At 59.7% G+C, this 21,233-nt stretch carries 20 protein-coding genes; 11 read left to right on the plus strand and 9 right to left on the minus strand.

Annotated features, from left to right (window positions below; all coding sequences use genetic code 11):
* The 3 genes from AAGW23_RS20795 to AAGW23_RS20805 form a co-directional block, all read left to right on the plus strand.
* Positions 1-708: FAD-dependent oxidoreductase (locus AAGW23_RS20795; protein ID WP_342408166.1), on the plus strand; the 708-nt coding region annotated here is incomplete at its 5' end.
* Between the two features lie 228 nt (positions 709-936).
* Positions 937-2,064 (plus strand): DUF3182 family protein, encoded by a 1,128-nt coding sequence (locus AAGW23_RS20800; protein ID WP_342408167.1) that lies wholly within the window; start codon positions 937-939, stop codon positions 2,062-2,064.
* Positions 2,048-2,821: an alpha/beta hydrolase family protein gene (locus AAGW23_RS20805; RefSeq protein WP_342408168.1), complete on the plus strand. Its 774-nt coding sequence runs from the start codon at positions 2,048-2,050 to the stop codon at positions 2,819-2,821. The genes AAGW23_RS20800 and AAGW23_RS20805 overlap by 17 nt, the downstream gene beginning before the upstream one ends.
* Here AAGW23_RS20805 and AAGW23_RS20810 read toward each other — a convergent pair.
* Genes AAGW23_RS20810 through AAGW23_RS20830 form a run of 5 tightly spaced genes read right to left on the minus strand, consistent with a single transcriptional unit; the run spans position 2,818 to position 8,382 of the window.
* Positions 2,818-3,843: an ion transporter gene (locus tag AAGW23_RS20810; RefSeq protein WP_342408201.1), complete on the minus strand. Its 1,026-nt coding sequence runs from the start codon at positions 3,841-3,843 to the stop codon at positions 2,818-2,820. The two genes, AAGW23_RS20805 and AAGW23_RS20810, sit on opposite strands and share 4 nt — an antisense overlap.
* Positions 3,836-4,426: a cob(I)yrinic acid a,c-diamide adenosyltransferase gene (locus AAGW23_RS20815; RefSeq protein ID WP_342408169.1), complete on the minus strand. Its 591-nt coding sequence runs from the start codon at positions 4,424-4,426 to the stop codon at positions 3,836-3,838. Before AAGW23_RS20815 ends, AAGW23_RS20810 begins: the two co-directional genes overlap by 8 nt.
* A gap of 15 nt (positions 4,427-4,441) precedes the next feature.
* The gene (locus AAGW23_RS20820; RefSeq protein WP_342408170.1) at positions 4,442-6,457 is read right to left on the minus strand and encodes a sensor histidine kinase; all 2,016 of its coding nucleotides are present in this window, start codon (positions 6,455-6,457) and stop codon (positions 4,442-4,444) included.
* A 42-nt stretch (positions 6,458-6,499) separates the two neighbouring features.
* A complete protein-coding gene (locus AAGW23_RS20825; protein ID WP_342408171.1) occupies positions 6,500-7,417 on the minus strand; it encodes a putative 2-dehydropantoate 2-reductase in 918 nt (305 codons plus the stop codon).
* The gene (locus AAGW23_RS20830) at positions 7,414-8,382 is read right to left on the minus strand and encodes a response regulator (protein ID WP_342408172.1); all 969 of its coding nucleotides are present in this window, start codon (positions 8,380-8,382) and stop codon (positions 7,414-7,416) included. Before AAGW23_RS20830 ends, AAGW23_RS20825 begins: the two co-directional genes overlap by 4 nt.
* Before the next feature lie 142 nt (positions 8,383-8,524).
* Here AAGW23_RS20830 and AAGW23_RS20835 point away from each other — a divergent pair, with 142 nt between their 5' ends.
* Both AAGW23_RS20835 and AAGW23_RS20840 read left to right on the plus strand, forming a co-directional pair.
* Positions 8,525-9,004, plus strand: coding sequence for a YajQ family cyclic di-GMP-binding protein (locus tag AAGW23_RS20835; protein ID WP_073302618.1), 480 nt, complete (start codon positions 8,525-8,527; stop codon positions 9,002-9,004).
* Between the two features lie 87 nt (positions 9,005-9,091).
* On the plus strand, positions 9,092-9,916 hold the full coding sequence (locus tag AAGW23_RS20840) for a mechanosensitive ion channel family protein (RefSeq protein WP_342408173.1): 825 nt from the start codon (positions 9,092-9,094) through the stop codon (positions 9,914-9,916).
* Positions 9,917-9,966: 50 nt separating this feature from the next.
* Here AAGW23_RS20840 and AAGW23_RS20845 read toward each other — a convergent pair whose 3' ends face one another.
* Together AAGW23_RS20845 and AAGW23_RS20850 are read right to left on the minus strand one after the other, a co-directional pair.
* Entirely contained in the window at positions 9,967-11,667 is a 1,701-nt protein-coding gene (locus AAGW23_RS20845) for an AmpG family muropeptide MFS transporter (protein ID WP_342408174.1), read from the minus strand.
* A gap of 36 nt (positions 11,668-11,703) precedes the next feature.
* Positions 11,704-12,075 (minus strand): MGMT family protein, encoded by a 372-nt coding sequence (locus tag AAGW23_RS20850; protein WP_342408175.1) that lies wholly within the window; start codon positions 12,073-12,075, stop codon positions 11,704-11,706.
* Between the two features lie 129 nt (positions 12,076-12,204).
* Between AAGW23_RS20850 and AAGW23_RS20855 the strand changes: the two genes are divergently transcribed.
* On the plus strand, positions 12,205-13,221 hold the full coding sequence (locus AAGW23_RS20855; RefSeq protein WP_342408176.1) for a DUF481 domain-containing protein: 1,017 nt from the start codon (positions 12,205-12,207) through the stop codon (positions 13,219-13,221).
* Positions 13,222-13,277: 56 nt separating this feature from the next.
* Here the strand turns inward: AAGW23_RS20855 and AAGW23_RS20860 are convergent, their stop codons facing one another.
* Positions 13,278-14,036 carry an SDR family oxidoreductase gene (locus AAGW23_RS20860; RefSeq protein WP_342408177.1) on the minus strand — a complete coding sequence of 253 codons (759 nt, stop codon included), beginning with the start codon at positions 14,034-14,036 and terminating at the stop codon, positions 13,278-13,280.
* Positions 14,037-14,136: 100 nt separating this feature from the next.
* Here AAGW23_RS20860 and AAGW23_RS20865 point away from each other — a divergent pair, with 100 nt between their 5' ends.
* From AAGW23_RS20865 to AAGW23_RS20885, 5 genes are all read left to right on the plus strand, one after another.
* Entirely contained in the window at positions 14,137-14,841 is a 705-nt protein-coding gene (locus tag AAGW23_RS20865; protein ID WP_342408178.1) for a HugZ family protein, read from the plus strand.
* 126 nt (positions 14,842-14,967) lie between these two features.
* On the plus strand, positions 14,968-15,432 hold the full coding sequence (locus AAGW23_RS20870) for an FxsA family protein (RefSeq protein WP_342408179.1): 465 nt from the start codon (positions 14,968-14,970) through the stop codon (positions 15,430-15,432).
* A gap of 251 nt (positions 15,433-15,683) precedes the next feature.
* Positions 15,684-15,977 (plus strand): co-chaperone GroES, encoded by a 294-nt coding sequence (locus tag AAGW23_RS20875; protein WP_019340746.1) that lies wholly within the window; start codon positions 15,684-15,686, stop codon positions 15,975-15,977.
* A 57-nt stretch (positions 15,978-16,034) separates the two neighbouring features.
* Positions 16,035-17,684, plus strand: a complete 1,650-nt coding sequence (gene groL, locus AAGW23_RS20880; RefSeq protein WP_342408180.1) for a chaperonin GroEL — start codon at positions 16,035-16,037, stop codon at positions 17,682-17,684.
* A gap of 198 nt (positions 17,685-17,882) precedes the next feature.
* On the plus strand, positions 17,883-18,113 hold the full coding sequence (locus tag AAGW23_RS20885; RefSeq protein ID WP_342408181.1) for a hypothetical protein: 231 nt from the start codon (positions 17,883-17,885) through the stop codon (positions 18,111-18,113).
* A 27-nt stretch (positions 18,114-18,140) separates the two neighbouring features.
* Here AAGW23_RS20885 and AAGW23_RS20890 read toward each other — a convergent pair whose 3' ends face one another.
* Positions 18,141-21,206 (minus strand): multidrug efflux RND transporter permease subunit, encoded by a 3,066-nt coding sequence (locus tag AAGW23_RS20890; protein WP_342408182.1) that lies wholly within the window; start codon positions 21,204-21,206, stop codon positions 18,141-18,143.
* Between the last annotated feature and the right edge of the window lie 27 nt (positions 21,207-21,233).

Here is a 21,233-nt window from a genome sequence, read left to right on the forward strand (position 1 = left end):
CAGCGTGCTGCGCAGTTGATCCCCGCTTCCAGCGAAGGTGGTCTGCACGAGATCAAACTCGAGAATGGTGGCTCGCTGAAAGCCAAGACGCTGATCCTGGCGACCGGTGCTCGCTGGCGCGAAATGAACGTACCCGGCGAGCAGGAATACCGGGGACGTGGCGTTGCCTACTGCCCGCACTGTGACGGCCCGCTGTTCAAGGGCAAGCGTGTGGCGGTGATCGGTGGCGGCAACTCTGGTGTGGAAGCGGCCATCGACCTCGCGGGCATCGTGTCTCAGGTCACGCTGCTGGAGTTCGACAGCCAGCTGCGTGCCGATGCCGTGCTGCAGAAGAAGCTGCACAGCCTGCCCAACGTCACCGTGGTCACCAGTGCGCTGACCAGCGAAGTGATCGGCAATGGCCAGAAGGTGACTGGCCTGACCTACAAGGATCGTAACTCCAGCGAGTTTCATGAGCTGGAGCTGGAAGGTATCTTCGTGCAGATCGGCCTGCTGCCCAACTCCGATTGGCTGAAGGGTACGGTAGAACTGACCTCCCGCGGCGAGATCATCGTTGATGCGCGTGGCGAGACATCGCTGCCAGGCATCTTCGCGGCAGGTGACGTCACCACGGTGCCGTACAAGCAGATCGTCATTGCCGTTGGCGAGGGCGCCAAGGCCTCGCTGAGTGCCTTCGACCACCTGATTCGCAGCTCAGTCGAAGACTGAGCGTCGGGGTAGAAAATAAAGGGGAGCAAGCTTAGGTTTGCTCCCCTTTTTCGTTCTGACTGTGGACGTTCGACATGCGTCTGCGACCGATTCGAAGGATAGATAGCCGATATCCAGGGTCTACCTCATTACACCGGATCCGCTTTGGCTCGGGTGAAAACGAGCGAAACGGGCGGCTTTTGACCGCTCGCCGTGCATGTACCAGTAGTCCATGGAGCGAGCCCTCAAATGATCAATGCGGATGCGCCGCAAATGCCCCGCGGGGCAGTAGTGACTCTGGCCAACAGAGCCAGAGAACCCAAACATGAACAGGCCGTGCACGAGCATCTCGCCAAGCGTCTTGCGGCACTTAAAGGCCTGACGTTTCTCGGTGAGTACGACCCGGCCATTGATTATCCGCACCTACTGTACTTCGTGCCCTCGGGCACCATCATTGGTACAGATGCAGCTCGTGAGCTGGGCCTTGATGATGAGGAAGATCTGTTCGGTGGCGTAGTGCCTCAGGGGTTCATAGAAACCAAGGCCATCACGCATCCGCTTGTGCGGCCCGACGCGGATGCGCCGAGGGGCTGGTCCCGTGACTTCGCGGCTCGTGTCAGTGGCAGCGTGCTGCCTGGCTATAGCGTCTTTTCACTCGACGATGCTCGCGAAGCAGGACGACGGCTGCTGCACGAAGGTTCTTTGAGGCTCAAGCCGGTGCGTGCCACTGGCGGGCGAGGGCAGGAACGAATCAATACCGAGCATCAGTTGGATGATGCTTTGGAACATGTTGATGCAAACGAGATGGCCCAGTATGGGCTGGTTCTCGAGGCCAATCTTGAGCATGTAACGACCTTCAGCGTTGGGCAGATTCGAGTAGCGGGCAGAACACTCAGCTACTACGGCACTCAGCGGCTGACACCTGACAATTCTGGCGAGACGGTTTACGGCGGATCGGATCTGGTCGTCTCGGGCGGAGATTTTGAGGCGTTGCTGAAGCTCGATTTGCCGGAAAAGGCTCGGCTGGCCGTAATGCAAGCGCAGGTCTATGACGATGCCGCGTCGGCGTGCTTCCGCGGTTTCTTTGCGTCCCGTCGTAATTACGATATTGCCCAGGGAGTGGATGGCCGTGGTCGTGCCTGTTCCGGTGTGCTGGAGCAGTCCTGGCGAATCGGAGGCGCAAGTGGTGCTGAAATCGCTGCACTTGAAACATTCATCCAGGACGAGCGCGGAGCAGTACGGGCATCAACCGTGGAAGTCTATGGTGAGTCGCAAGCCGTTCCGCCTGGAGCGACCGTACTGTTTCGCGACGAAGACGCTGACGTAGGTTTCATTACCAAATACGTAGTGGTGGAGGATTATGGCAACTCAGAGTGAATGCGTAGACATCCTGGTTGATGACGAACACATCGCGGGTACGTTCCTCTCACCGCCCACCAAGTTGCCCGGGGTGCTGTTCGTGCATGGTTGGGGAGGCAGCCAGGAGCGCGACCTGGCGCGTGCCCGCGGCATCGCGGGCCTGGGCTGTATCTGCTTGTCCTTCGACCTGCGGGGGCATGCCTTGACGCTGGCGCAACAGCAGACCGTTACCCGTGAGCAGAATCTGAATGACTTGTTGGCCGCCTACGATCTGCTGGCGCAGCATCCTCATATCGATCCGTCCGCCATCGCTGTGGTAGGGACCAGCTATGGCGGCTACCTGGCGGCGTTGCTGACAGCTATGCGGCCGGTGAAGTGGCTGGCCATGAGGGTTCCGGCGCTGTACGGCGACGATGACTGGATGGTGCCCAAGCGTCAGTTGAATCGCGATCTGCTCAATCAGCTGCGCGGCAGACGTGTCGTGCCTGAAGAAAATCGCGCACTGGCGGCGTGCGCCGAATTTCGCGGCGACGTGCTCATCGTCGAATCCGAGCACGATCATCTGGTCCCGCACAGCACCATCATGAGCTATCGCGCTGCCTTCCATCAGACGCACTCGCTGACGCACCGGATCATTCTCGGCGCTGATCATGCGCTGACAAGCGACTGCTGCCAGAAGGCCTACACCGACATCCTTGTCAATTGGGCGACCGAGATGGTGGTCGGGGCTCGACTCGATCAGCAGGAAGGTCTTGCCGCCGCCAACCGGAACTAGCCTGGCGGCGAAGGTGGCTGAATGGGGCCGACGAACCGGCTCCAGCGGCGATCCAGCACCTGCTGTTTGAGCACCTCGATGACGTCCACAAGCAGCTCTTCTAGTGCCAGGTCGGTGTTTTCGTCCTGGTAAACCCAAGCCTCGAAAAACTCGTCCGCTAGGTTTCGCGCAAGTCGTCGAAATTGCGGGCTCTGGAGTCCTTCGGCAGCGCCTTGAAGGAGTTGCGCGGCAATGTCGGCGAGCGCTTCGTCCAGGGTGTCGGCGACCCGTCCGCCCATGGGCAGGCGACGCAACCGGATCACCTCGGGGTTGTTCAGCAGCGCCTGGTGGATCAGTCCGCCCACATAACCCTCGATGGCGCCGCGATTATCCCGGTAACCGCTCTCCAGCATGCTGTGCATGCGGCGTGAAAGGTCATTGAGCAGTCGCTCTTTGCGCGGCCTGACCACCTCCTGCAGCAGGCGCCGTGACAGGTCGTCACTGGCACCGATTTCCTGTTGCATGCGGCTGAACAGGCGAACCATGACGCGATCGGACAGTTCCTCGAGCAACAGCAGGTAGTAGCGATTGAGCAGGCCAAACACCGCCCAGCGACGCATGTCGATCAGACCCAGCCGTTGCAGGCGGATCAGCAGACTGCCAACGCGTAGCACCCGCAACCAACGGAAGCCGCTCAACGGAATGCAGCCGAGCACGTCATACCAGTGAGCGAAGGGGTAGTAATACCAGCGGGCGTAGCGGCGCTCGAACAACGCAACGGTCCAGCCCAACAGCACGTCGAAGATGAAGATCGCGACGAAGGCGAGGTCGATGTGCTGGAAGTTCTGGTGAATCAGCGTGTCGTAGCGTTGATGCAGGACAGGAGCCCATTCGGCCAGTGCGTCGTTGATCGGCAGCACGATGAACAGGCTATCGAACAGGATCAATCCAAGGTTGATGCACACCAGCAGGACGATCAGGACTTCCCACGCCGCATGCATCCCGTCGATGACGCGCTCGCGCCGCCGCGTTTGCTCAGGCATCGGCATGGGCAGGCGCGTCGGCAGCATGCCAGAGGATTTCCGGGCAACCCTGACGCCGAGCAATCAGCCTGGCGACCACGAAAAAGAGATCCGAGAGACGGTTCAAATAAGCCAGACCGACTGTGCGCAGCGGCTCAGTCGCGTTGAGCTGCTGGCAACGGCGCTCGCTGGTCCGTGCCATGCTCCGGCACAGATGGGCCAGGGCAATCAGGCGTGAGCCACCCGGCATGATGAAATCTTCCAGCGGGCCGAGCTCTTGATTCCAGTGGTCGATTGCAGCTTCCAGGCGCTCTACCTCGGGCTCCGCCAAGGCTTGGTACTCGGGCATCGCCAGCTCGCCACCCAGGTCGAAGAGGCGATGTTGGCATGGGCTTAAAACCTCGATCAGCTCGGCCAGTTGTGGCCAGCGGGCCTGGGCTTCGGCGAGCTCCGCCAACAGCAGGCCCAGTTGGCTATTGAGGGTGTCGATTTCGCCCATCGCCTCGATTCGCGGGTGATCCTTGGGCACTCGGCGGCCATCGGCCAGGCCGGTTTCTCCTGCATCACCGGTGCGGGTATAGATTTTCGAGAGTCGGTTGCCCATCTGGATTCCTTTGCTTCAGTTGTTGGTGGGGTCGCTAGGCGAGACCAGCGGCAGGCGCAGGGTAAAGCAGGTGCCCTGGTCCGGTCTGGATTGCACTTCCATCTGACCCTTGTGATTGTTGGTGACGATGAAGTACGAAACGGAAAGCCCCAGCCCGGTTCCCTGACCCACCTCTTTGGTGGTGAAAAACGGCTCGAAGATCCTCTTGCGGATGTGTTCTGGAATGCCGCTGCCGTTGTCTTCGACCTGGATTTCGGCCCAGGGGGGATTCAGGCGTGTGCGCAAAGTGATCTGCCCGCGGACTCTCTCGGGTTTCTGGTGAATGGCCTGTGCCGCGTTTTTCAGCAGATTCAGCAATACCTGCTCCAACTCGTTACCGATGCAGGGCACCCGGTCAATCTGCGGGTCGAAATCGCGGACAATTTTGATAGCTCGGAAATCAAAGCCTTCGATGAGCGCGAAGTCATTTCCGGCGATTTCCAATGCCTGGTCGATCAGCACCGCCAGCTGACATTCGGCCAGCTGGCGGTTGCTGAGCCGGGTGAAACTGAGCATATGGCTGACGATCTTGGCTGCACGCGAGCCCGCCTGCTGAATGCCGTCAAGCAGCTGGGGTATTTCGCGCCGTTGCAGATACCGGTTCACCGCCTCCAGCAATACACCGGTTTCGTCTGCAGCTTCTCTATTGCGCTCCAGGTCAGGGGAGAGGCGTCGGCGGATATTCTGCGCGTTGTGCAGGATGGCTCCGAGCGGGTTGTTGATCTCGTGCGCCATTCCGGCGGCGAGGCTGCCAACCGAGAGCATTTTTTCCGACTGCACCATGATCTCTTCCATATTGATCCGCTCGGTAATGTCGTCGATGCGAATCACCACGCCGCGCCCGCCACCCCCCATCAAGGGATACAGCGTCAAGGCGTAATGCCGAGGCTCGTCGTTGAATGCCCAGGTGACCCGTTCAATCTTTTCGACCTGATGATGTTCGGATGTCCGGCGGATCTGAGTGAGGAACGGGCGCAGCGGCTCGAAGGCAATGAACACCGGTTGGTTCAGGGCGTCGTCGATCGACGTTCCTGATAGCGCACTGGCCTGCTGGTTCCACTGAGTCACGTAGAGTTGCTCGTCCAGCGCAATGAGCACTGAAGGCATCGAGTCGATGATGCTGTTCAGGTAGTTCTGGAAGCCGGTGAGTTTCTTTTCGATCTTGCTGCGAACCTGTACTTCCAATTCCAGTTTGCGGTTGGAATGGCGGGTTTCCTCAGCCAGGCCCTGGGCATGGTCGAAGGCTTCCTGGGCTTCGTCGCGGGCGCGTTTGAGCTGCTGCTCGCGGGCCTCCATGCGCGACAGCATGGTGTTGAAGGCATCGGCCAGATGACCGATTTCGTCCCTGTTTTTCGGTGTTGCCCTCAGGGAATAGTCCTCGTCCCGCGTCACCTGGCGAGACAGGGCTTCCAGGTCGCGAATCGGGCGGGTGATCAGACGGCGGATCTGCCGGGCCACCAACGCCCATAGCAGCAGGCTGGCAAGGAGGATTGCGAGGCTGGCGGTGAAGGTGCCGGTATAGAACGCACCCGGCAATTCGCTGCTGGCGACCATCAATAAATGGCCAGGTGGCCCTGCTGCCTGTGGCAGTTCGATCAACAGATTGGCGCGCATCTCGGTCTTCTGCCAATCCGGCAGGTCGCCCACCTGTTGCGGCAAGTCCAGCGGATCGCCACGATACAGCTCAGCCAGGCGGCGGCCGGTGCGGTCATAGACAACAGCCGCCCGCAGCGGCGCATATTCGTTCAGCTTGCCTAGCAGCTCATCAGCTGCGGCTTTGGATTCCAGGGCCCGACTACTCAGTTCGGGTGTGGCGAACAGCGCTCCGAGCGTATGCATTGCCTGGGGCGCGACACTCTGGCGTGAAATCCAGTAGGCCGCGCTGATGAAAGTGAGGTTGGACACCAGCAACAAGGTAGCCAACAGCACGAGCAGGGCAATAAGCAGCTTGCGGCCGACCGGAAGATTTTCGAGGCGCTGGCGCAGGGTCATGGCAGGTACGGGCGAAGGGTGTTCCTGCAGGGTAGCGGTGGCTCAGTCGTCGGGCAATCCGTGACGGCGCAGGAGCACTTGGAGCCGATCAAGTAATTCGCACAGCTCGGGTGTCGCCAAACCATGCTGATGTGCGGCGCGACAAGCCTGGCCCAGCAGAAAGCTGACTTCAGTCCGGCGCCGGCTTTGCACGTCCTGATGCATCGATGAGAAGTTCTGCGCGGTCGCCTGGATGATGCGCAGCACTTCGGCTTCGAGCCCATCGGCTGCCTCTGTCTGGGCGCACGCCCGCAGCACTTCGCTGAGCTCCCAACAGAGCTCATGCAGCTTCTCTGAATGATTCAATAGCTCGCCGTTGCGGCAATCATTCAGCACGCTAAGGGGGTTGATGGCGCAATTGATCGCCAGCTTGCGCCAGAGCTTACCCATGATGTCTTCGGCCCAGCTGTATGGAATGTCTGCCAGGTTCAGTTCGGCAAGCCAGGGCGGCGGTTGGGTGTTGACAAGGTCACCTAGCCAGTTCTGTCCCCGACCGGCATGCACGATTCGAAAGCCGGCCTGACGGTAGGCCCCTTCGGTGCTGGAAATGAAGATGCAATGGCTCTCTGGCCACCGTTTCGCAATGGCTTGCTGGCTGCCCAAACCGTTTTGCAGGAGCAGGATCTCCGAATGCTTGGCAAGTCGCGGTGCTACCTCGACGACAGCGGCTTCCGCATCATAGGCTTTGCAGGCGACTAGCAGCCGTTTTATCGGAGTGGTGGCCTCAGGTAGTTCCGCGGGTATCGGATAGAAACGGCTCGTACCGTTCTCGACTAGCTCAAGGCCTCCCGCAGCATGGTACTCGGCAAGCCGTTGTGGATTGCGCAGAATCAAATGCAGCGGTACGCCAGCACGGAACAATCGCGTTGCCCATAGCCCGCCCAGACTGCCTGCGCCGAGCACATGCCAAACCCCTGTCATAACACGGGCTGCTTGTAGCGCTGGGGCACGATACGTCCCGTGGCGTATGCGTCAGGTAATAGCGTTTCAGCCTGCGCGGTCACCCGCTTGGGATCAACCGGCATCGCGGTTGCATCAAGGCTGAGCATCGCGATACCAGCTTTGATCGAGATGAAGCCTTCAGCGGTCTTGAACGCCTTGAGGTTGAGTCCTTCATGGAGTCGCTTGAAACTGCTTGGTGAGCAGCCGCGTAGGTCGTCGATCAAGGTCAGCACGCCGAAATGGCGATCGTCCAGGCGGGTGAGCACGTCGAGCGGACGTACTAGCTGCTGAAGGCGTCGAGCGACACCGCGTAGCAGTTCCTGATGAAAATGCTCACCGTAGCGTTCCCGCTGGCTTGGGATCTCCGGCAAGCCGATCAGCAGATAACACAGCGCACCGCCTCGGCTTTCGATCTGGCGCAGGCTGTCGCCAAGGCGCTGATGGAGGTAACGGCTGTTTCCAAGCCCGGTGATCGGGTCGATCAGGTTTCGCTTCTCCAGGCTGGCGATGTTTTCGGTCAACAGGCGATTTTCCCGCATCAGCCGCTGCAGTGAGCCGCACAGTCGATCAGCGGCATACACCCTGGGCACGAGCTGGTCGTTCATCACCGATTTGCCGATGAAATCATCCACGCCGTGATCGAAGGCCTTGCTTAGCACGTCTTGGCCATCGCGGCCGGTCAGGAGAATGATGTAGGTGTAATGATCGGACATCTCATCCTGCTGGCGGACCTGGGCGGTCAGCTCCAGACCATCCATTTCCGGCATCAGCCAGTCGGCGAGCAGAACGTTCGCGGGGCGTTGTTCGATCAGCTCCAGCGCCGCGCTGGCGCTGTTGGCGAAACGAATATCTTCGTACCCGGCCTTGGTCAGTGCGCGACCTATCATGACGCTGGAAAATTTGGCGTCGTCGACTACCAGGATGCTGAGTTGGGGGTTGGGCATTCAAGGACTCGGAGAAGGAGAGGGCTGGCACTGGGAATGGAGGGGCCAGAGCAGCGCGAACAGTTATAATGATGGCGCATTTGAACCGTCAAGCTAAGCGCGCTGGGTCACACCCCTGCGCCGTTTCCAAAGGAGGAAGCCCATGCCCTCGTTCGACGTGGTGTCCGAACTGGACAAACACGAGGTAACCAACGCGGTAGATAACGCTGTCAAGGAACTCGACCGCCGCTATGACCTGCGTGGCAAAGGCAGTTTCGAATTCAAGGAGCTGACCATCAATCTGACCGCCGACGCGGATTTCCAATTGGAGCAGATGCTGGAAATCCTCAAGTTGAGCCTGGTCAAACGCAAGATCGATATCCAGTGTCTGGAGCTGAAGGATCCCTACCCGTCCGGCAAGACCGTCAAGCAGGAAGTGGTGCTGCGCGAGGGTATCGACAAGGAGCTGGCAAAGAAGATCGTCGCGTACATCAAGGAAGCCAAGCTCAAGGTGCAGGCGGCTATTCAGGGCGAACAGGTGCGTGTGACCGGCAAGAAGCGCGACGACCTGCAGGAAGCAATCGCTCTGCTGCGCGCCAAGGACTTCGGAATGCCGCTGCAATTCAACAACTTCCGCGACTGATCAGCCCGCGCGCGTTTTCGTGCCACTTCCCGCATTAGCCGAGCGCCTCTAACCGGGACGCTCGGTGTCCCATGGAGACCCTTTTCAATGGATTTCAGTGTCGATTACCTGGTCGAGCTTTCCGAGGCCTGGTTGCCTGTTGTCATTCAATACGGCGCGCAAGTCACCCTGGCGCTTTTCACTTTTCTCCTCGGCTGGTGGCTGATCAACAAGCTCGTCGGCAAAGTGGGAGCGGTGTTGAAGCGTCGCCAGGTCGACGCTTCGCTGCATGGCTTCATCGAAAGCCTGGCAAGCATCATTCTGAAGGTACTGCTGCTGATCAGTGTCGCGTCGATGATCGGCGTCGAGACCACATCGTTCATCGCTGTGATCGGTGCAGCCGGTCTGGCGATCGGTCTGGCTTTGCAAGGCAGCCTGGGCAACTTCGCCGGAGGCGTGCTGATCCTGATCTTCCGCCCCATCCGGGTTGGCGAATGGATTGAGGCTCAGGGCGTGTCCGGCACTGTGCATTCGATCCAGATCTTCCACACCGTCCTCAAGTCTGCTGACAACAAAACCATCGTGGTGCCCAACGGCAGCCTCTCGAACGGCCATATCACCAACTATTCCCGCGAGCCGCGACGTCGCGCGGACATCAATATTGGTATCGATTACAGCGCCGATATCAAGCTGGCTCGCAAGATCTTGCTGGAAATCGCCGAGGACGAGCGTGTGCTGCGCGATCCTGAACCGGTGGTTCATGTGGTCGGGCTGGCCGACAGTTCGGTGAATCTGTCGCTGCGGGTATGGGTCGCCACCGGTGACTTCTGGCCAGTGACCTTCGGCTTCACGGAGTTGGTCAAGGAGCGCTTCGACGCCGCAGGGATCGGTATTCCGTTCCCGCAGCGCACGGTGCATCTGGTACAGCGCTGATCTGCGACGCGAGAAGCGAAAAGAAAAGCCGGCTGATGCCGGCTTTTTTATTAGCTGTGCTCGGTCGAGGAAATCGGTTCGGCGCTGCTGGGTTGCTGGCGACTACGCGTCCACTGCCAGACAATCAGGACCAGTGTCGGTATGCCAAGCAACGCAGTCACAAGGAAGAAGTTGCTGTAACCCAGATGCTCAACCATCACGCCGGAGTAGCCGCCCAACAGCCTGGGCAGCAACAGCATCAATGAGCTGAGTAGGGCGTACTGGGTAGCGGAAAATTTCAGATTGGTCAGGCTCGAAAGATAAGCAACGAATGCGGTCGAGGCCAGTCCGCCGCTGAAGTTGTCGCAGGAGATGGTGACGATCAGCATATTGAGGTTGGCGCCCATTTCCACCAGCAACATGAACATCAGGTTGGTCGCCGCCGATGCAGCGCCACCGATGAACAGGATGGGCAGGATGCTGAATCGCACGATCAGCAGGCCGCCAAAGGCAGCGCCTAGCAGTGTCATGATTAGACCGAAAAGCTTGCTGACGCTGGCGATCTGATCCTTGCTGAAGCCCTGGTCGATATAGAACACGTTGGCCATGACCCCCATTACCGTGTCCGACATCCGATAGGTGGCGATCAGCCCCAGCAACAACAGCGCCTGCCAGCGGTAGCGCAGGATGAAGTCGGTGATGGGCGTCAGCACTGGGCCCATCAGAATCCGGCCCGGTCCTGAGAGGCAGCCCCAACAGATCAGCAGATACATGGTGCCGCGTGGCCAGTAGCCGCCCCAGTAGGATTGGAACATGCCCGTGGTCGATACCATGAGGATGATCAGAACAATCACCGAAACGGCCTGATGGACGAAATCGAAGCGTGCCGGGCGCTGGCGTTGGCCGGCCTGCTGGAGCATCTGGCGCACCGGAACCATCAGCGACCGCCCCCAGGGTGACAGCGAACCGATGATGAACAGCAGGTACAGCGTTGCCCGTGGCCAAGCCTGGGCAATCAGTGCGTTGATCATGGCCGGAACGGAAATCAGCAGTACCAGTAGCAGGCCGACGGCTGCCATTTGATGATTGAAACTGAACCTGGACGGCTCGTGTGGCAGGGGCGAGGCGCCTTGGGGCTCGGGGATCAACAAGCTGGTCACGAGGCCTGGAAGGATCAGGAGGGCGAATGCGATATAGGTCGTGGCCCAGGCGGCCTGGTTGTATTCGACGTTGCTGGAGCCCAGCCATTCGGCCAGAAACAGTGCGCCGGCGCTGGCCAGCAGCATGGCGATGCGGTAGCCGGTCATGTAGCTCGCCGCCAGCGTGGCCTGCAACTTGTCCTCGGCGATTTCCAGCCGATAGGCATCGATGGCGATGTCTTGTGTGGCCGAGGCGAAAGCCACTGCCACGGCAAGTGCGATCAGCATCGTCAGGTTCTGCTGCGGGTTGCACATGGCCATGCCGATCAGGCCGATCGCAATCACTGCCTGCGACAGTACCAGCCATGAACGTCGCCGGCCCAGTACGCCAATCCAGGGCAGCCGCCACTGGTCTAGCATTGGCGACCAGACCCATTTGAAGGCATACGCGAGGCTGATCCAGCTAGCAAAACCGATGGTCTCGCGAGACACGCCAGCCTCGCGCAGCCATACAGAGAGCGTGGAAAAAACCAGGATCGCTGGAAGCCCGGCAGCGAAGCCAAGAATCAGCAGAGTCAACGAGGCCGGACTGGCGTAGGCGGCTAGCGCGGCGCGCCAGGTTTCACGGGACATAAAGGCAGATCAAGGGCTGAACATGAAGCGCGCACTCTACCCGCTGTGCTCCGCCGAATGCCAGCCGTGCCGACGTATGTCGACGCGGTCGTTGATCACCTGCACACCTTCGGCGCGAAGTCGGGCACGTTGCTCCTCACCGGAGACGGTGCCGGAGGCCAGGCTCAGGCGACCGCCTGCGGCCATCACCCTGTGCCAGGGCAGGCGCGTATCGTCCGGCAATTGCGACAGGACCCTACCGACCCAGCGCGCCGCGCGACCAAGCCCCGCTACGGCGGCAAGCTCTCCGTAGCTGGTGACCTTGCCTTCGGGGATCTGAGCCAGCGCCAGATACAATGCGGCGCGGCGAGTTTCGGCATCTCCAGTGCGGGGATCGCTGTGTGGTGCATCAGCCGGCTGGCTTGTCATGGAAGAGCTCCATTAGCGATGAGGTTGGCCACGGCTCGAGGCTCCGTTTGGCGGCCAACGCTTGTCGTCTTCGGTCGCATAAGGATAATGCCTGCCTTTCTCATTTACCCCACAGACACCCACTTACCTATGTTCTCCCGACCGCTTTCAAGAACCTTGCTTTGCGTAACCCTTTCTACGTGCTCGCTGCCGACATTTGCCGATACCGTGTGGCTGAAAAACGGTGATCGCCTGACCGGCAAGATCAGTGTGCTCGATGGCGGCAAGCTGCTCATCGAAACCGAGTACGGCGGTTCCATTCCGGTTAAATGGAGCCAGGTTGCGACACTGGAAAGCAACCAGCAGCTGCTGGTCAAGGAAGACGCTGCGTCTGGTGAGGTTGCGAAATCACTACAGGCGGCCAGTGATGGCATGGTCACGCTCAGCAACGGCGGCGCTCCGCGTACGGTCCCGTTGAAGTCGATCACACAGATTATCCATCCGAAGCCAATCATTCAGGACCTGACCTGGAAGGGCAACGTTGATATGGCGCTGGACTACAAGCGCGCCGAAACCGATACCGATGATTACGACATCTCCTTCAAGACCTCGGCGCGCCATGGCCTCTGGCGTCATAACGGTTCCGGCGGCTACAACCGTGAGTACCGCGACGGGGTGACGGCCACCGATAACTGGGAAGCCGAATATGCGCTGGACCGCTTCCTCGACGAGCACTGGTTCTGGCAAGGTCGCCTGGAATACAAGCGTGACAAGATCGAGGACGTACGGCGCCAGCGCACCATCGGTACCGGTCCGGGTTACCAGTTCTGGGACAACGAGCTGGGCGCCTTCTCGCTGGCTTCACTGGCCAACCGCAGCGACTACGAGTTCGCCAGTGGCAACACGGAAGAGTTCTATTCGTTGGCGATGAAGTGGAATTACAACCGTTATCTGGTGGGCAAGACCTTCGAAATTTTCAGCAACGGTGAGATTGGCAAGCCGCTGGAAAACGTCGCCGACTACCAGTTAGACGCTGAAATGGGGCTGCGTTACAAGGTGACCGACTGGGCATCGCTCAATATGAAGGCTGAGAAAGACATCGTCAGCGGAGCAGAGAGCGATCTTGACGAAACCCGTTACAGCATCGGATTCGGTGTGGGCTGGTAAGGCTTATATCGTTGTCGACCGGGCGCCTCAGCGCGCCCGGATTCGTTTCTGGTGTTCTACAGCCGCAAGCCTCCATCGAGCTCCAGAATGCGCCCGGTGTAGTAATCGTTCTCGAATAAGTAAGCCACCGAATGGGCGATCTCCTGGGGTTTGCCCAGACGCTTTAGCGGAATTCCAGCAGTCATCTTCTCCAGCGCTTCGGGTTTCATGCTCGCGACCATTTCGGTTTCGATGAAGCCGGGGGCAACACCGGCGACGCGGATGCCGTAGCGCGCCAGCTCCTTCGCCCACACCACGGTGTCTGCTGCGACGCCCGCCTTGGCGGCCGAGTAGTTCGCCTGGCCCATGTTGCCAGCACGGGATATTGAGGAGATGTTTACGATCGCGCCCTGGCGCTTCAGCTCGATCATTTTCGCCGCCACCTCGCGAGTGCAGAGGAACACGCCGGTGAGGTTGACGTCGATCACCGCCTGCCATTGCGCCAGGCTCATCTTCGACAGTTCGCCGTCCTTGAGTTTGATGGTCAGCCCGTCGCGGAGAATGCCGGCGTTGTTGACCAAGCCGTCCAGACCACCGAAATCGTCGCTGACCTGGCTTACCATGTGACTGACCTGCTCCTCGTTGGCGACGTTGCACAGGTAGGCTCGCGCTTCACCGCCAGCGCTCTTGCAGGCCGCTACCGCTTCGTCCAGTCGCTCCTGGTTGAGGTCGACCAGCGCCAGTCGGGCACCCTTGCTGGCGAGGTATTCGCCCATTGCGCGTCCGAGTCCTTGGCCACCGCCAGTAATGATGATGACCTTGTCTTTCAGCTGCATGCCCATCTCCTATCTATATCTGCCAACGTCGAGAAACGACGTCCGCTGACGAAACCGTTATGCTGATGCCCTGCCGAATCGCCCCTTTTGAGGAACTCCCGTGAGCGTTCAAGCCGCCAAGCATGCCCGACAACTCCTGCTCAAGGAATACCGCGGCGTGCTCTCGACTCACTCCAAGGCCATGCCCGGATTCCCCTTTGGCTCAGCGGTCCCTTACTGCCTGAGCGAGGAGGGCTGGCCGTTGATCCTGATCAGTCGGATCGCCCAGCACACAAAGAATCTACAGGCAGATCCGCGCTGCTCATTGCTGGTCGCCGAACGTGGTGCTGAGGATGTACAGGCAACCGGCCGACTCACCCTGCTGGCCGAAGCGGTGCCTCTCACGGACGACGCAGCGGTCGAGGCCGCAGCCGCGCGCTACTACCGTTATTTCCCTGAATCGCGCGACTACCACAGCGTTCATGACTTCGACTTTTGGGCGTTGCAGCCAGTACGCTGGCGCTATATCGGCGGCTTCGGCGCGATTCATTGGCTCGATCAGGTGGCATTGGCCAACCCGTTTGCACGTACAGGCGGGGGCGAGGTCGACATGCTTGAGCATATGAATCAGGACCACCGCTCGGCGATTGCTCACTACGTGCAGCAGGCAGGCCTGCCATCTGCTCCGGCAGCGCGCATGGTCGGTATCGACAGCGAAGGCTTTCACCTGAGCATCGGTCAGGCCATTTACTGGCTAGCGTTTCCGGAGACCTGTACCAGCCCAGGCGCCGTGCGCCAGGCGTTGGTGGCGATGGCGCGGCACTGATTAATGTCCGCATAAGCGCAGCGGAGAATAATCCGGTTACAGCCTGTTTGGCGGATGGGTTGAATTCACTGCAGCCCGCCGTCATCTACACAAAATCGGAAGCCGTACTTCCGCCAAGGATTATCGATGCGAATTTTCTTACTGCTGTTTCTCCTGTTCCCGCTGGCCGAGCTGGCGTTGCTGATTAAGGTCGGCAGCTCCATCGGTGTGCTGCCGACCATCCTGCTGCTGGTCATCAGCGGCATGGCCGGTATCCTGCTGATGCGCCTGGCCGGTTTTGCCACCGCGTGGCGTGCGCGCGAGCGCATGGCCCGCGGCGAATTGCCGGAACGGGAAATGCTCCAGGGCTTGATGATGGCTGTTGCTGGGGGCTTGTTGTTCTTGCCGGGCTTTCTCAGCGATCTCGTTGCACTGCTGGTGCTCTTTCCGCCGACTCGCAAACTCTTCCTCGGGTTTGTCGGACGTCGTGTAGAAGCTCAGGCCCAGCCGCGACGAGCCTTTGCCGATGACCTGCGTCAGCAGCAGGAAGATCAACGCGGACCGCAACGTCCCAATGTGATCGAAGGCGAGTGGGAGCGTCGCGACAAATAATCACCGCTCCTCTCGCGAAGGCATGTCTCGGCATGCCTTTTTTATTGTCGTCAAATGCAAAAAATCATCGCCGCCGCCCTTGAAATCATTTTCCGCGCCCGCATGTAGCGGTCACCGCAAGGTCGCTGTCGCGATTTGACAGTCCGTCTTCTGCGGCTCGCATTGCGGGCCGCAACCGGCACCGCCGGATTTGCCCAACCCGCCGATGAAATTCATCGGCATGGAAACCACTGTACTAGGAGAGATCGACAATGAAGCTTCGTCCTCTACATGACCGCGTCGTGATCCGTCGCAGCGAAGAAGAAACCAAGACTGCCGGTGGCATCGTGCTGCCGGGCTCCGCTGCTGAGAAGCCTAACCGGGGCGAGATCGTCGCTGTTGGCACTGGTCGCGTTCTGGACAACGGCGAAGTGCGTCAGCTGGCCGTCAAGGTTGGCGACCAGGTCGTATTCGGCCCTTACTCCGGCAGCAACACCGTCAAGGTCGACGGTGAAGACCTGCTGGTGATGAGCGAGAACGAAATCCTCGCCGTCGTAGAAGCCTGATCAGCGCTCGCTTATAGCGAACAGCGTTCCATCAACAGAATTTGAGGAAGAATCAAAATGGCTGCTAAAGAAGTTAAATTCGGCGATTCCGCCCGCAAGAAAATGCTGGCAGGCGTCAACGTCCTGGCTGACGCGGTAAAAGCGACCCTCGGCCCGAAAGGCCGCAACGTGGTTCTGGAAAAGAGCTTCGGCGCTCCGACCATCACCAAGGACGGCGTTTCCGTTGCCAAGGAAATCGAGCTGAAGGACCGTTTCGAAAACATGGGCGCGCAGCTGGTCAAGGACGTAGCGTCCAAGGCCAACGACGAAGCCGGTGACGGCACCACCACTGCAACCGTTCTGGCCCAGGCCATTGTCAACGAAGGCCTGAAGGCCGTTGTGGCTGGCATGAACCCGATGGACCTCAAGCGCGGCATCGACAAGGCGACCATCGCCGTTGTCGCCGAGCTGAAGAACCTGGCCAAGCCGTGCACCGACTTCAAGGCCATCGCCCAGGTCGGCACCATTTCCGCCAACTCCGACAGCTCCATCGGCGCGATCATTGCCGAAGCGATGGAAAAAGTCGGCAAGGAAGGCGTAATCACCGTTGAAGAAGGCTCGGGCCTGGAAAACGAACTGTCCGTCGTTGAAGGCATGCAGTTCGATCGTGGCTACCTGTCTCCATACTTCATCAACAAGCCGGACACGATGGTGGCCGAGCTCGACAGCCCGCTGCTGCTGCTGGTTGACAAGAAGATCTCCAACATCCGTGAGCTGCTGCCGGTTCTCGAAGCCGTTGCAAAGGCCGGCCGTCCGCTGCTGATCGTGGCTGAAGACGTCGAAGGCGAAGCGCTGGCTACCCTGGTCGTCAACAACATGCGTGGCATCGTCAAGGTAGCGGCCGTCAAGGCGCCTGGTTTCGGCGACCGCCGCAAGGCCATGCTGCAGGACATCGCCATCCTGACCGGTGGTACCGTGATTTCCGAAGAGGTCGGCCTGAGCCTGGAAACCGCTACCCTGGAGCACCTGGGTAACGCCAAGCGCGTCGTGCTGAACAAGGAAAACACCACCATCATCGACGGTGCTGGTCAGCAGGTCGATATCGAAGCCCGCGTTGCGCAGATCCGCAAGCAGGTTGAAGACACCACGTCCGATTACGACAAAGAGAAGCTGCAAGAGCGTCTGGCCAAGCTGGCTGGCGGTGTTGCCGTGATCAAGGTCGGTGCCGGCACCGAAGTCGAGATGAAAGAGAAGAAGGCCCGCGTCGAAGACGCCCTGCACGCCACCCGTGCAGCCGTCGAAGAAGGCGTTGTACCTGGCGGCGGTGTTGCCCTGGTACGCGCTCTGCAGGCCATCTCCGAGCTCAAGGGCGAGAACGAAGACCAGAACGTCGGTATCGCGCTGCTGCGTCGTGCCGTTGAAGCACCGCTGCGTCAGATCGTTGCCAACGCCGGTGGCGAGCCGAGCGTCGTGGTCGACAAGGTCAAGCAAGGTGAAGGCAACTACGGCTTCAACGCCGCCTCCGACACCTACGGCGACATGATCGAGATGGGTATTCTCGATCCGGCCAAGGTAACCCGTTCCGCTCTGCAGGCTGCGGCCTCCATTGGCGGTCTGATGGTGACTACCGAAGCCATGGTTGCCGAGAGCATCGACGACAAGGCTGCTCCAGCCATGCCTGATATGGGTGGCATGGGCGGTATGGGTGGCATGGGCGGCATGATGTAAGCCAGCCTGTTCTGCTAAAAAAAGCCCCGCCTAGTGCGGGGTTTTTTTTTGCGGTTCGTGCTGTCGCGGGTCGAAAAGCCGAGGCGCGTATGAGCTCGATTCTCCGCTCAAATCGACCATCGGTCATATTTCTCGGCGCCGGGTCGATTGCTCGACTATGGTGATTTCTCGAATCGCCAAATAACAAAGGCTTGCGCAATGAAACTTGAAATCGCTCGAGGATTGTTTCTTGTCGGTTCACTGGGTGTTGCGTCGCTTTGTGCGGCGGCATGGAGTGAGCCGGACGCCAAGGTGATTGCGAGGAGTGATTTGAGCAGCCATTGCGCGGTGCCGCGTATTGCCCGCGTCTCTGTTCCAGACGCGCGTCCCGATCAGGACTTGCTGTTGTTCATGTACGGGCTTTCCCAAAGCTTGATAGGGCGCAGCTGAGCGACGTTCGCGCATTCCGTTCCCTGCTCAATAGCCTTCTGACGGCCGCGCGCCTGTGGCCGCTTCTGTCCCTTGGTCCGGGTTCGCCAGCACGGTATACACAGCCGGTAGCACGAACAGCGTGAACAATGTGCCCACGGTCATGCCTGTGGCGATTACTAGGCCGATATCGAAGCGACTGACCGCGCCGGCACCGCTGGCCAGGATCAGCGGAACCATGCCGAATACCGTCGCCGCGGTTGTCATCAAGACCGGCCTGAGCCGGATCGCAGCGGCTTCCTCGACTGCTTCCCGGCGGTTCAAACCCTTCTCCCGACGCAGCTGATTGGCGAACTCCACGATCATGATGCCGTGCTTGCTGATCAACCCGATCAGCGTCACCAGCCCCACCTGGGTATAGATATTCATGCTCGACAGCCCAAGGAACAGGGGAACCAGCGCACCGCAGACGGAAAGTGGCACCGTGACCAGGATCACCAGCGGATCGCGGAAACTCTCGAACTGTGCCGCTAGCACCAGAAAGATGACCGCCAACGCGAGCGCAAAGGTCGTGTACAGCGCGTTGCCTTCCTGAATGTACTGGCGCGAGGCGCCTGCGTAATCGAAGGTATAACCCTGCGGCGCCTCCTCCAGTGCAATGCTGCGCAGCGTCTCGATGGCTTCGCCCATGCTGACGATCGGGAAGCCTTGGATGGTCGCTGCGTTAAGCTGCTGGAACTGGGTCAACTGGGTCGGTCGGGCGCGGTCATGAACCGTGATAAGGGTCGACAGCGGCAGCATGTCGCCTTGCTCGTTTTTTACATAGTAGTTGTTCAGCCAGCCAGGGTTATCCCGATAGCTCTGTTCGACCTGAGCGATGACCTTGTAGCTGCGTCCTTCGATGGTGAAGCGGTTGATCTCGCTTTCGCCCAGCAAGGTGGCCAGGGTAAGGCCGAGGTCTTCCATGGTGACGCCCATTTGGGCGGCTTTTTCCCGGTCGATCTCGACGACGATCTCCGGTTTGTCGAACGCCAGGTCTACATCGAGAAACGCGAACTTACCGGAAGCCTGGGCCTTCTCTTTGATTCGCTCGGTGACCTGTAATAGCGACTCGTAGTCGTTAGCAGTGTTGATGACGAATTGGAATGGCAAGCCTTCGCCGGTTCCGGGCAGCGAGGGCAGGTTGAAGCCAAAGACTTGCAGCCCCGGGATCTGATCGATCTTGGCCTGCACCTCGGGCAGAACCTCCATCTGGGTGCGCTCCCGTTCATCCCAGGGCTTCATCAGGAAGCCGCCAATCCCACTCTGTACGCCATTGAAGCCATTGATCTGAAACCAGGAGTAGTACTCGGGGAACGATCTGAATATCTCGAGGAACTGATCGGTGTAGGCGTTCAGATAATCGAGGTTCGCCGTTTGCGGCGCGCTCGCCATCATGAAAATGATGCCCTGGTCCTCCTCTGGCGCCAGTTCGCTTTCGGTGAACTTGAGCAGCAGCGGAATCAGGCCGAGTACGATCAATGCGAATACCAGTAAAACCGGCCGTGTGTTCAGTGTGCCGTGCAGGGCTTGCTGATAACGCCTTTTCAACCGGTCGAAAAGCAGGTCCAACCGATGCGCCAGGCCCGTCGGATTCTCTGCGTGACGTAGCAGGCGCGAGCACATCATCGGCGACAGGGTCAGCGCGACCACGCCGGAAATCAGCACAGCACCGGCCAGGGTCAGGGCGAACTCTTGAAAAAGCGCGCCCGTCAGACCTTGCAGAAAGCCGATCGGCGCATAGACCGCGGCGAGGGTGACGGTCATGGTGACGACCGGCATCGCGATTTCTCTCGCGCCGTCGATCGCTGCCTGAAAGGGCGTTTTGCCGTCCTCGATATGCCGATGGATATTTTCCACCACGACGATGGCGTCATCCACGACCAGGCCGATCGCCAGCACCATCGCCAGCAGCGTCAGCAGGTTGATCGAATACCCCATGGTCTGCATGAAGAAAAGCACACCGATCATCGAGAGCGGGATGGTCACCACCGGGATCAATACCGAGCGCACTGAGCCGAGGAACAGGAAGACCACGACGATGACGATCACAACTGCTTCAGCGAGGGTTTTGACGACCTCATCGATGGAGGCTTGAATGAACCGCGTAGCGTCATAGGCGATGGTCACCTTGAGGCCGGGCGGCAATTGCGATTCGATCTGTGGCATCACCGCTCGTACTTCGCTGATGACATCCAGCGGGTTGGCGCTCGGCGTGCCCTTGACGCCGATATAGACCGAGGGAATCCCGTCGAACGAGCTGATCGCGTTGTAGCTTTCCGCGCCCATCTCGACGCGCGCCACATCACCGAGCAGCACACGACTGTCGCCAAGGGTCTTCAGCGGGATGGCGGCAAACGCCTCGGGGGTCTTCAGTTCAGTATCGGCGTTGATGCTGGTGACAACGTACTGCCCCTTCACCTCACCGGCGGCGGACAGGAAGTTGTACTTGCGCACGGCCTCGTTCACGTCGCCGGCCGAGAGTCCGTAGGCGGCGAGCTTGACCGGATCCAGCCAGAGGCGCATGGCGAACACCTGATTACCCAGAATTTCCGCCTCGGCCATGCCGGGCAGGGTGGCCAGCTTTGGCTGGATGACCCGCGACAGGTAATCGGTAATCTGCGGATTGCTCAGTTGTTCGCTATAGAAACTGATGTACATGAGCGCCGTGGAGTCGGCCGCCTGCTTGTTCAGTACAGGGTCTTCTGCGTTCTGGGGCAACTGGTTCTTGACCGAGTTGGCTTGACTGAGCAACTCGGTATAGAGGCGATCCGTGTCGGCACCTATACGTGCATAGACCGAAATGACGGAGACGTTCTGCTGGCTGACCGACGTCATGTAGTCCACGCCTTCGGCGCTGGCCAGGCTCTGCTGCAGGGGCTGGGTGATATAGCCCTGGATTGTTTCTGCGTTGGCGCCAGGGTAGGCGGTGGTCACCGTGATCAGTGCGCTTTCCATCTGCGGGTACTGGCGGATCACCAGGCTGTTGAAGGCCTGGAAGCCAAGCAACACCAGCAGCAAGCTGATCACGCTGGCCAGCACCGGGCGGCGAATGAATGGATCAGTAAAAGCCATGGGGTCTATGTCCCTTCAATAGGCGTC

It is taken from the genome of Stutzerimonas chloritidismutans (assembly GCF_038562055.1).
Taxonomy (GTDB): Bacteria; Pseudomonadota; Gammaproteobacteria; order Pseudomonadales; family Pseudomonadaceae; genus Stutzerimonas; species Stutzerimonas chloritidismutans_A.

Coding starts and splice junctions, on each gene's coding strand:
- AAGW23_RS20830 (WP_342408172.1), bottom strand. CDS start 8,382: ATGCCCAACCCCCAACTCAGCATCCTGGTAGTCGACGACGCCAAATTT.
- AAGW23_RS20855 (WP_342408176.1), top strand. CDS start 12,205: ATGTTCTCCCGACCGCTTTCAAGAACCTTGCTTTGCGTAACCCTTTCT.
- AAGW23_RS20835 (WP_073302618.1), top strand. CDS start 8,525: ATGCCCTCGTTCGACGTGGTGTCCGAACTGGACAAACACGAGGTAACC.
- AAGW23_RS20850 (WP_342408175.1), bottom strand. CDS start 12,075: ATGACAAGCCAGCCGGCTGATGCACCACACAGCGATCCCCGCACTGGA.
- groL (WP_342408180.1), top strand. CDS start 16,035: ATGGCTGCTAAAGAAGTTAAATTCGGCGATTCCGCCCGCAAGAAAATG.
- AAGW23_RS20810 (WP_342408201.1), bottom strand. CDS start 3,843: ATGCCTGAGCAAACGCGGCGGCGCGAGCGCGTCATCGACGGGATGCAT.
- AAGW23_RS20805 (WP_342408168.1), top strand. CDS start 2,048: ATGGCAACTCAGAGTGAATGCGTAGACATCCTGGTTGATGACGAACAC.
- AAGW23_RS20825 (WP_342408171.1), bottom strand. CDS start 7,417: ATGACAGGGGTTTGGCATGTGCTCGGCGCAGGCAGTCTGGGCGGGCTA.
- AAGW23_RS20875 (WP_019340746.1), top strand. CDS start 15,684: ATGAAGCTTCGTCCTCTACATGACCGCGTCGTGATCCGTCGCAGCGAA.
- AAGW23_RS20860 (WP_342408177.1), bottom strand. CDS start 14,036: ATGCAGCTGAAAGACAAGGTCATCATCATTACTGGCGGTGGCCAAGGA.
- AAGW23_RS20840 (WP_342408173.1), top strand. CDS start 9,092: ATGGATTTCAGTGTCGATTACCTGGTCGAGCTTTCCGAGGCCTGGTTG.
- AAGW23_RS20890 (WP_342408182.1), bottom strand. CDS start 21,206: ATGGCTTTTACTGATCCATTCATTCGCCGCCCGGTGCTGGCCAGCGTG.
- AAGW23_RS20845 (WP_342408174.1), bottom strand. CDS start 11,667: ATGTCCCGTGAAACCTGGCGCGCCGCGCTAGCCGCCTACGCCAGTCCG.
- AAGW23_RS20820 (WP_342408170.1), bottom strand. CDS start 6,457: ATGACCCTGCGCCAGCGCCTCGAAAATCTTCCGGTCGGCCGCAAGCTG.
- AAGW23_RS20815 (WP_342408169.1), bottom strand. CDS start 4,426: ATGGGCAACCGACTCTCGAAAATCTATACCCGCACCGGTGATGCAGGA.
- AAGW23_RS20870 (WP_342408179.1), top strand. CDS start 14,968: ATGCGAATTTTCTTACTGCTGTTTCTCCTGTTCCCGCTGGCCGAGCTG.
- AAGW23_RS20800 (WP_342408167.1), top strand. CDS start 937: ATGATCAATGCGGATGCGCCGCAAATGCCCCGCGGGGCAGTAGTGACT.
- AAGW23_RS20885 (WP_342408181.1), top strand. CDS start 17,883: ATGAAACTTGAAATCGCTCGAGGATTGTTTCTTGTCGGTTCACTGGGT.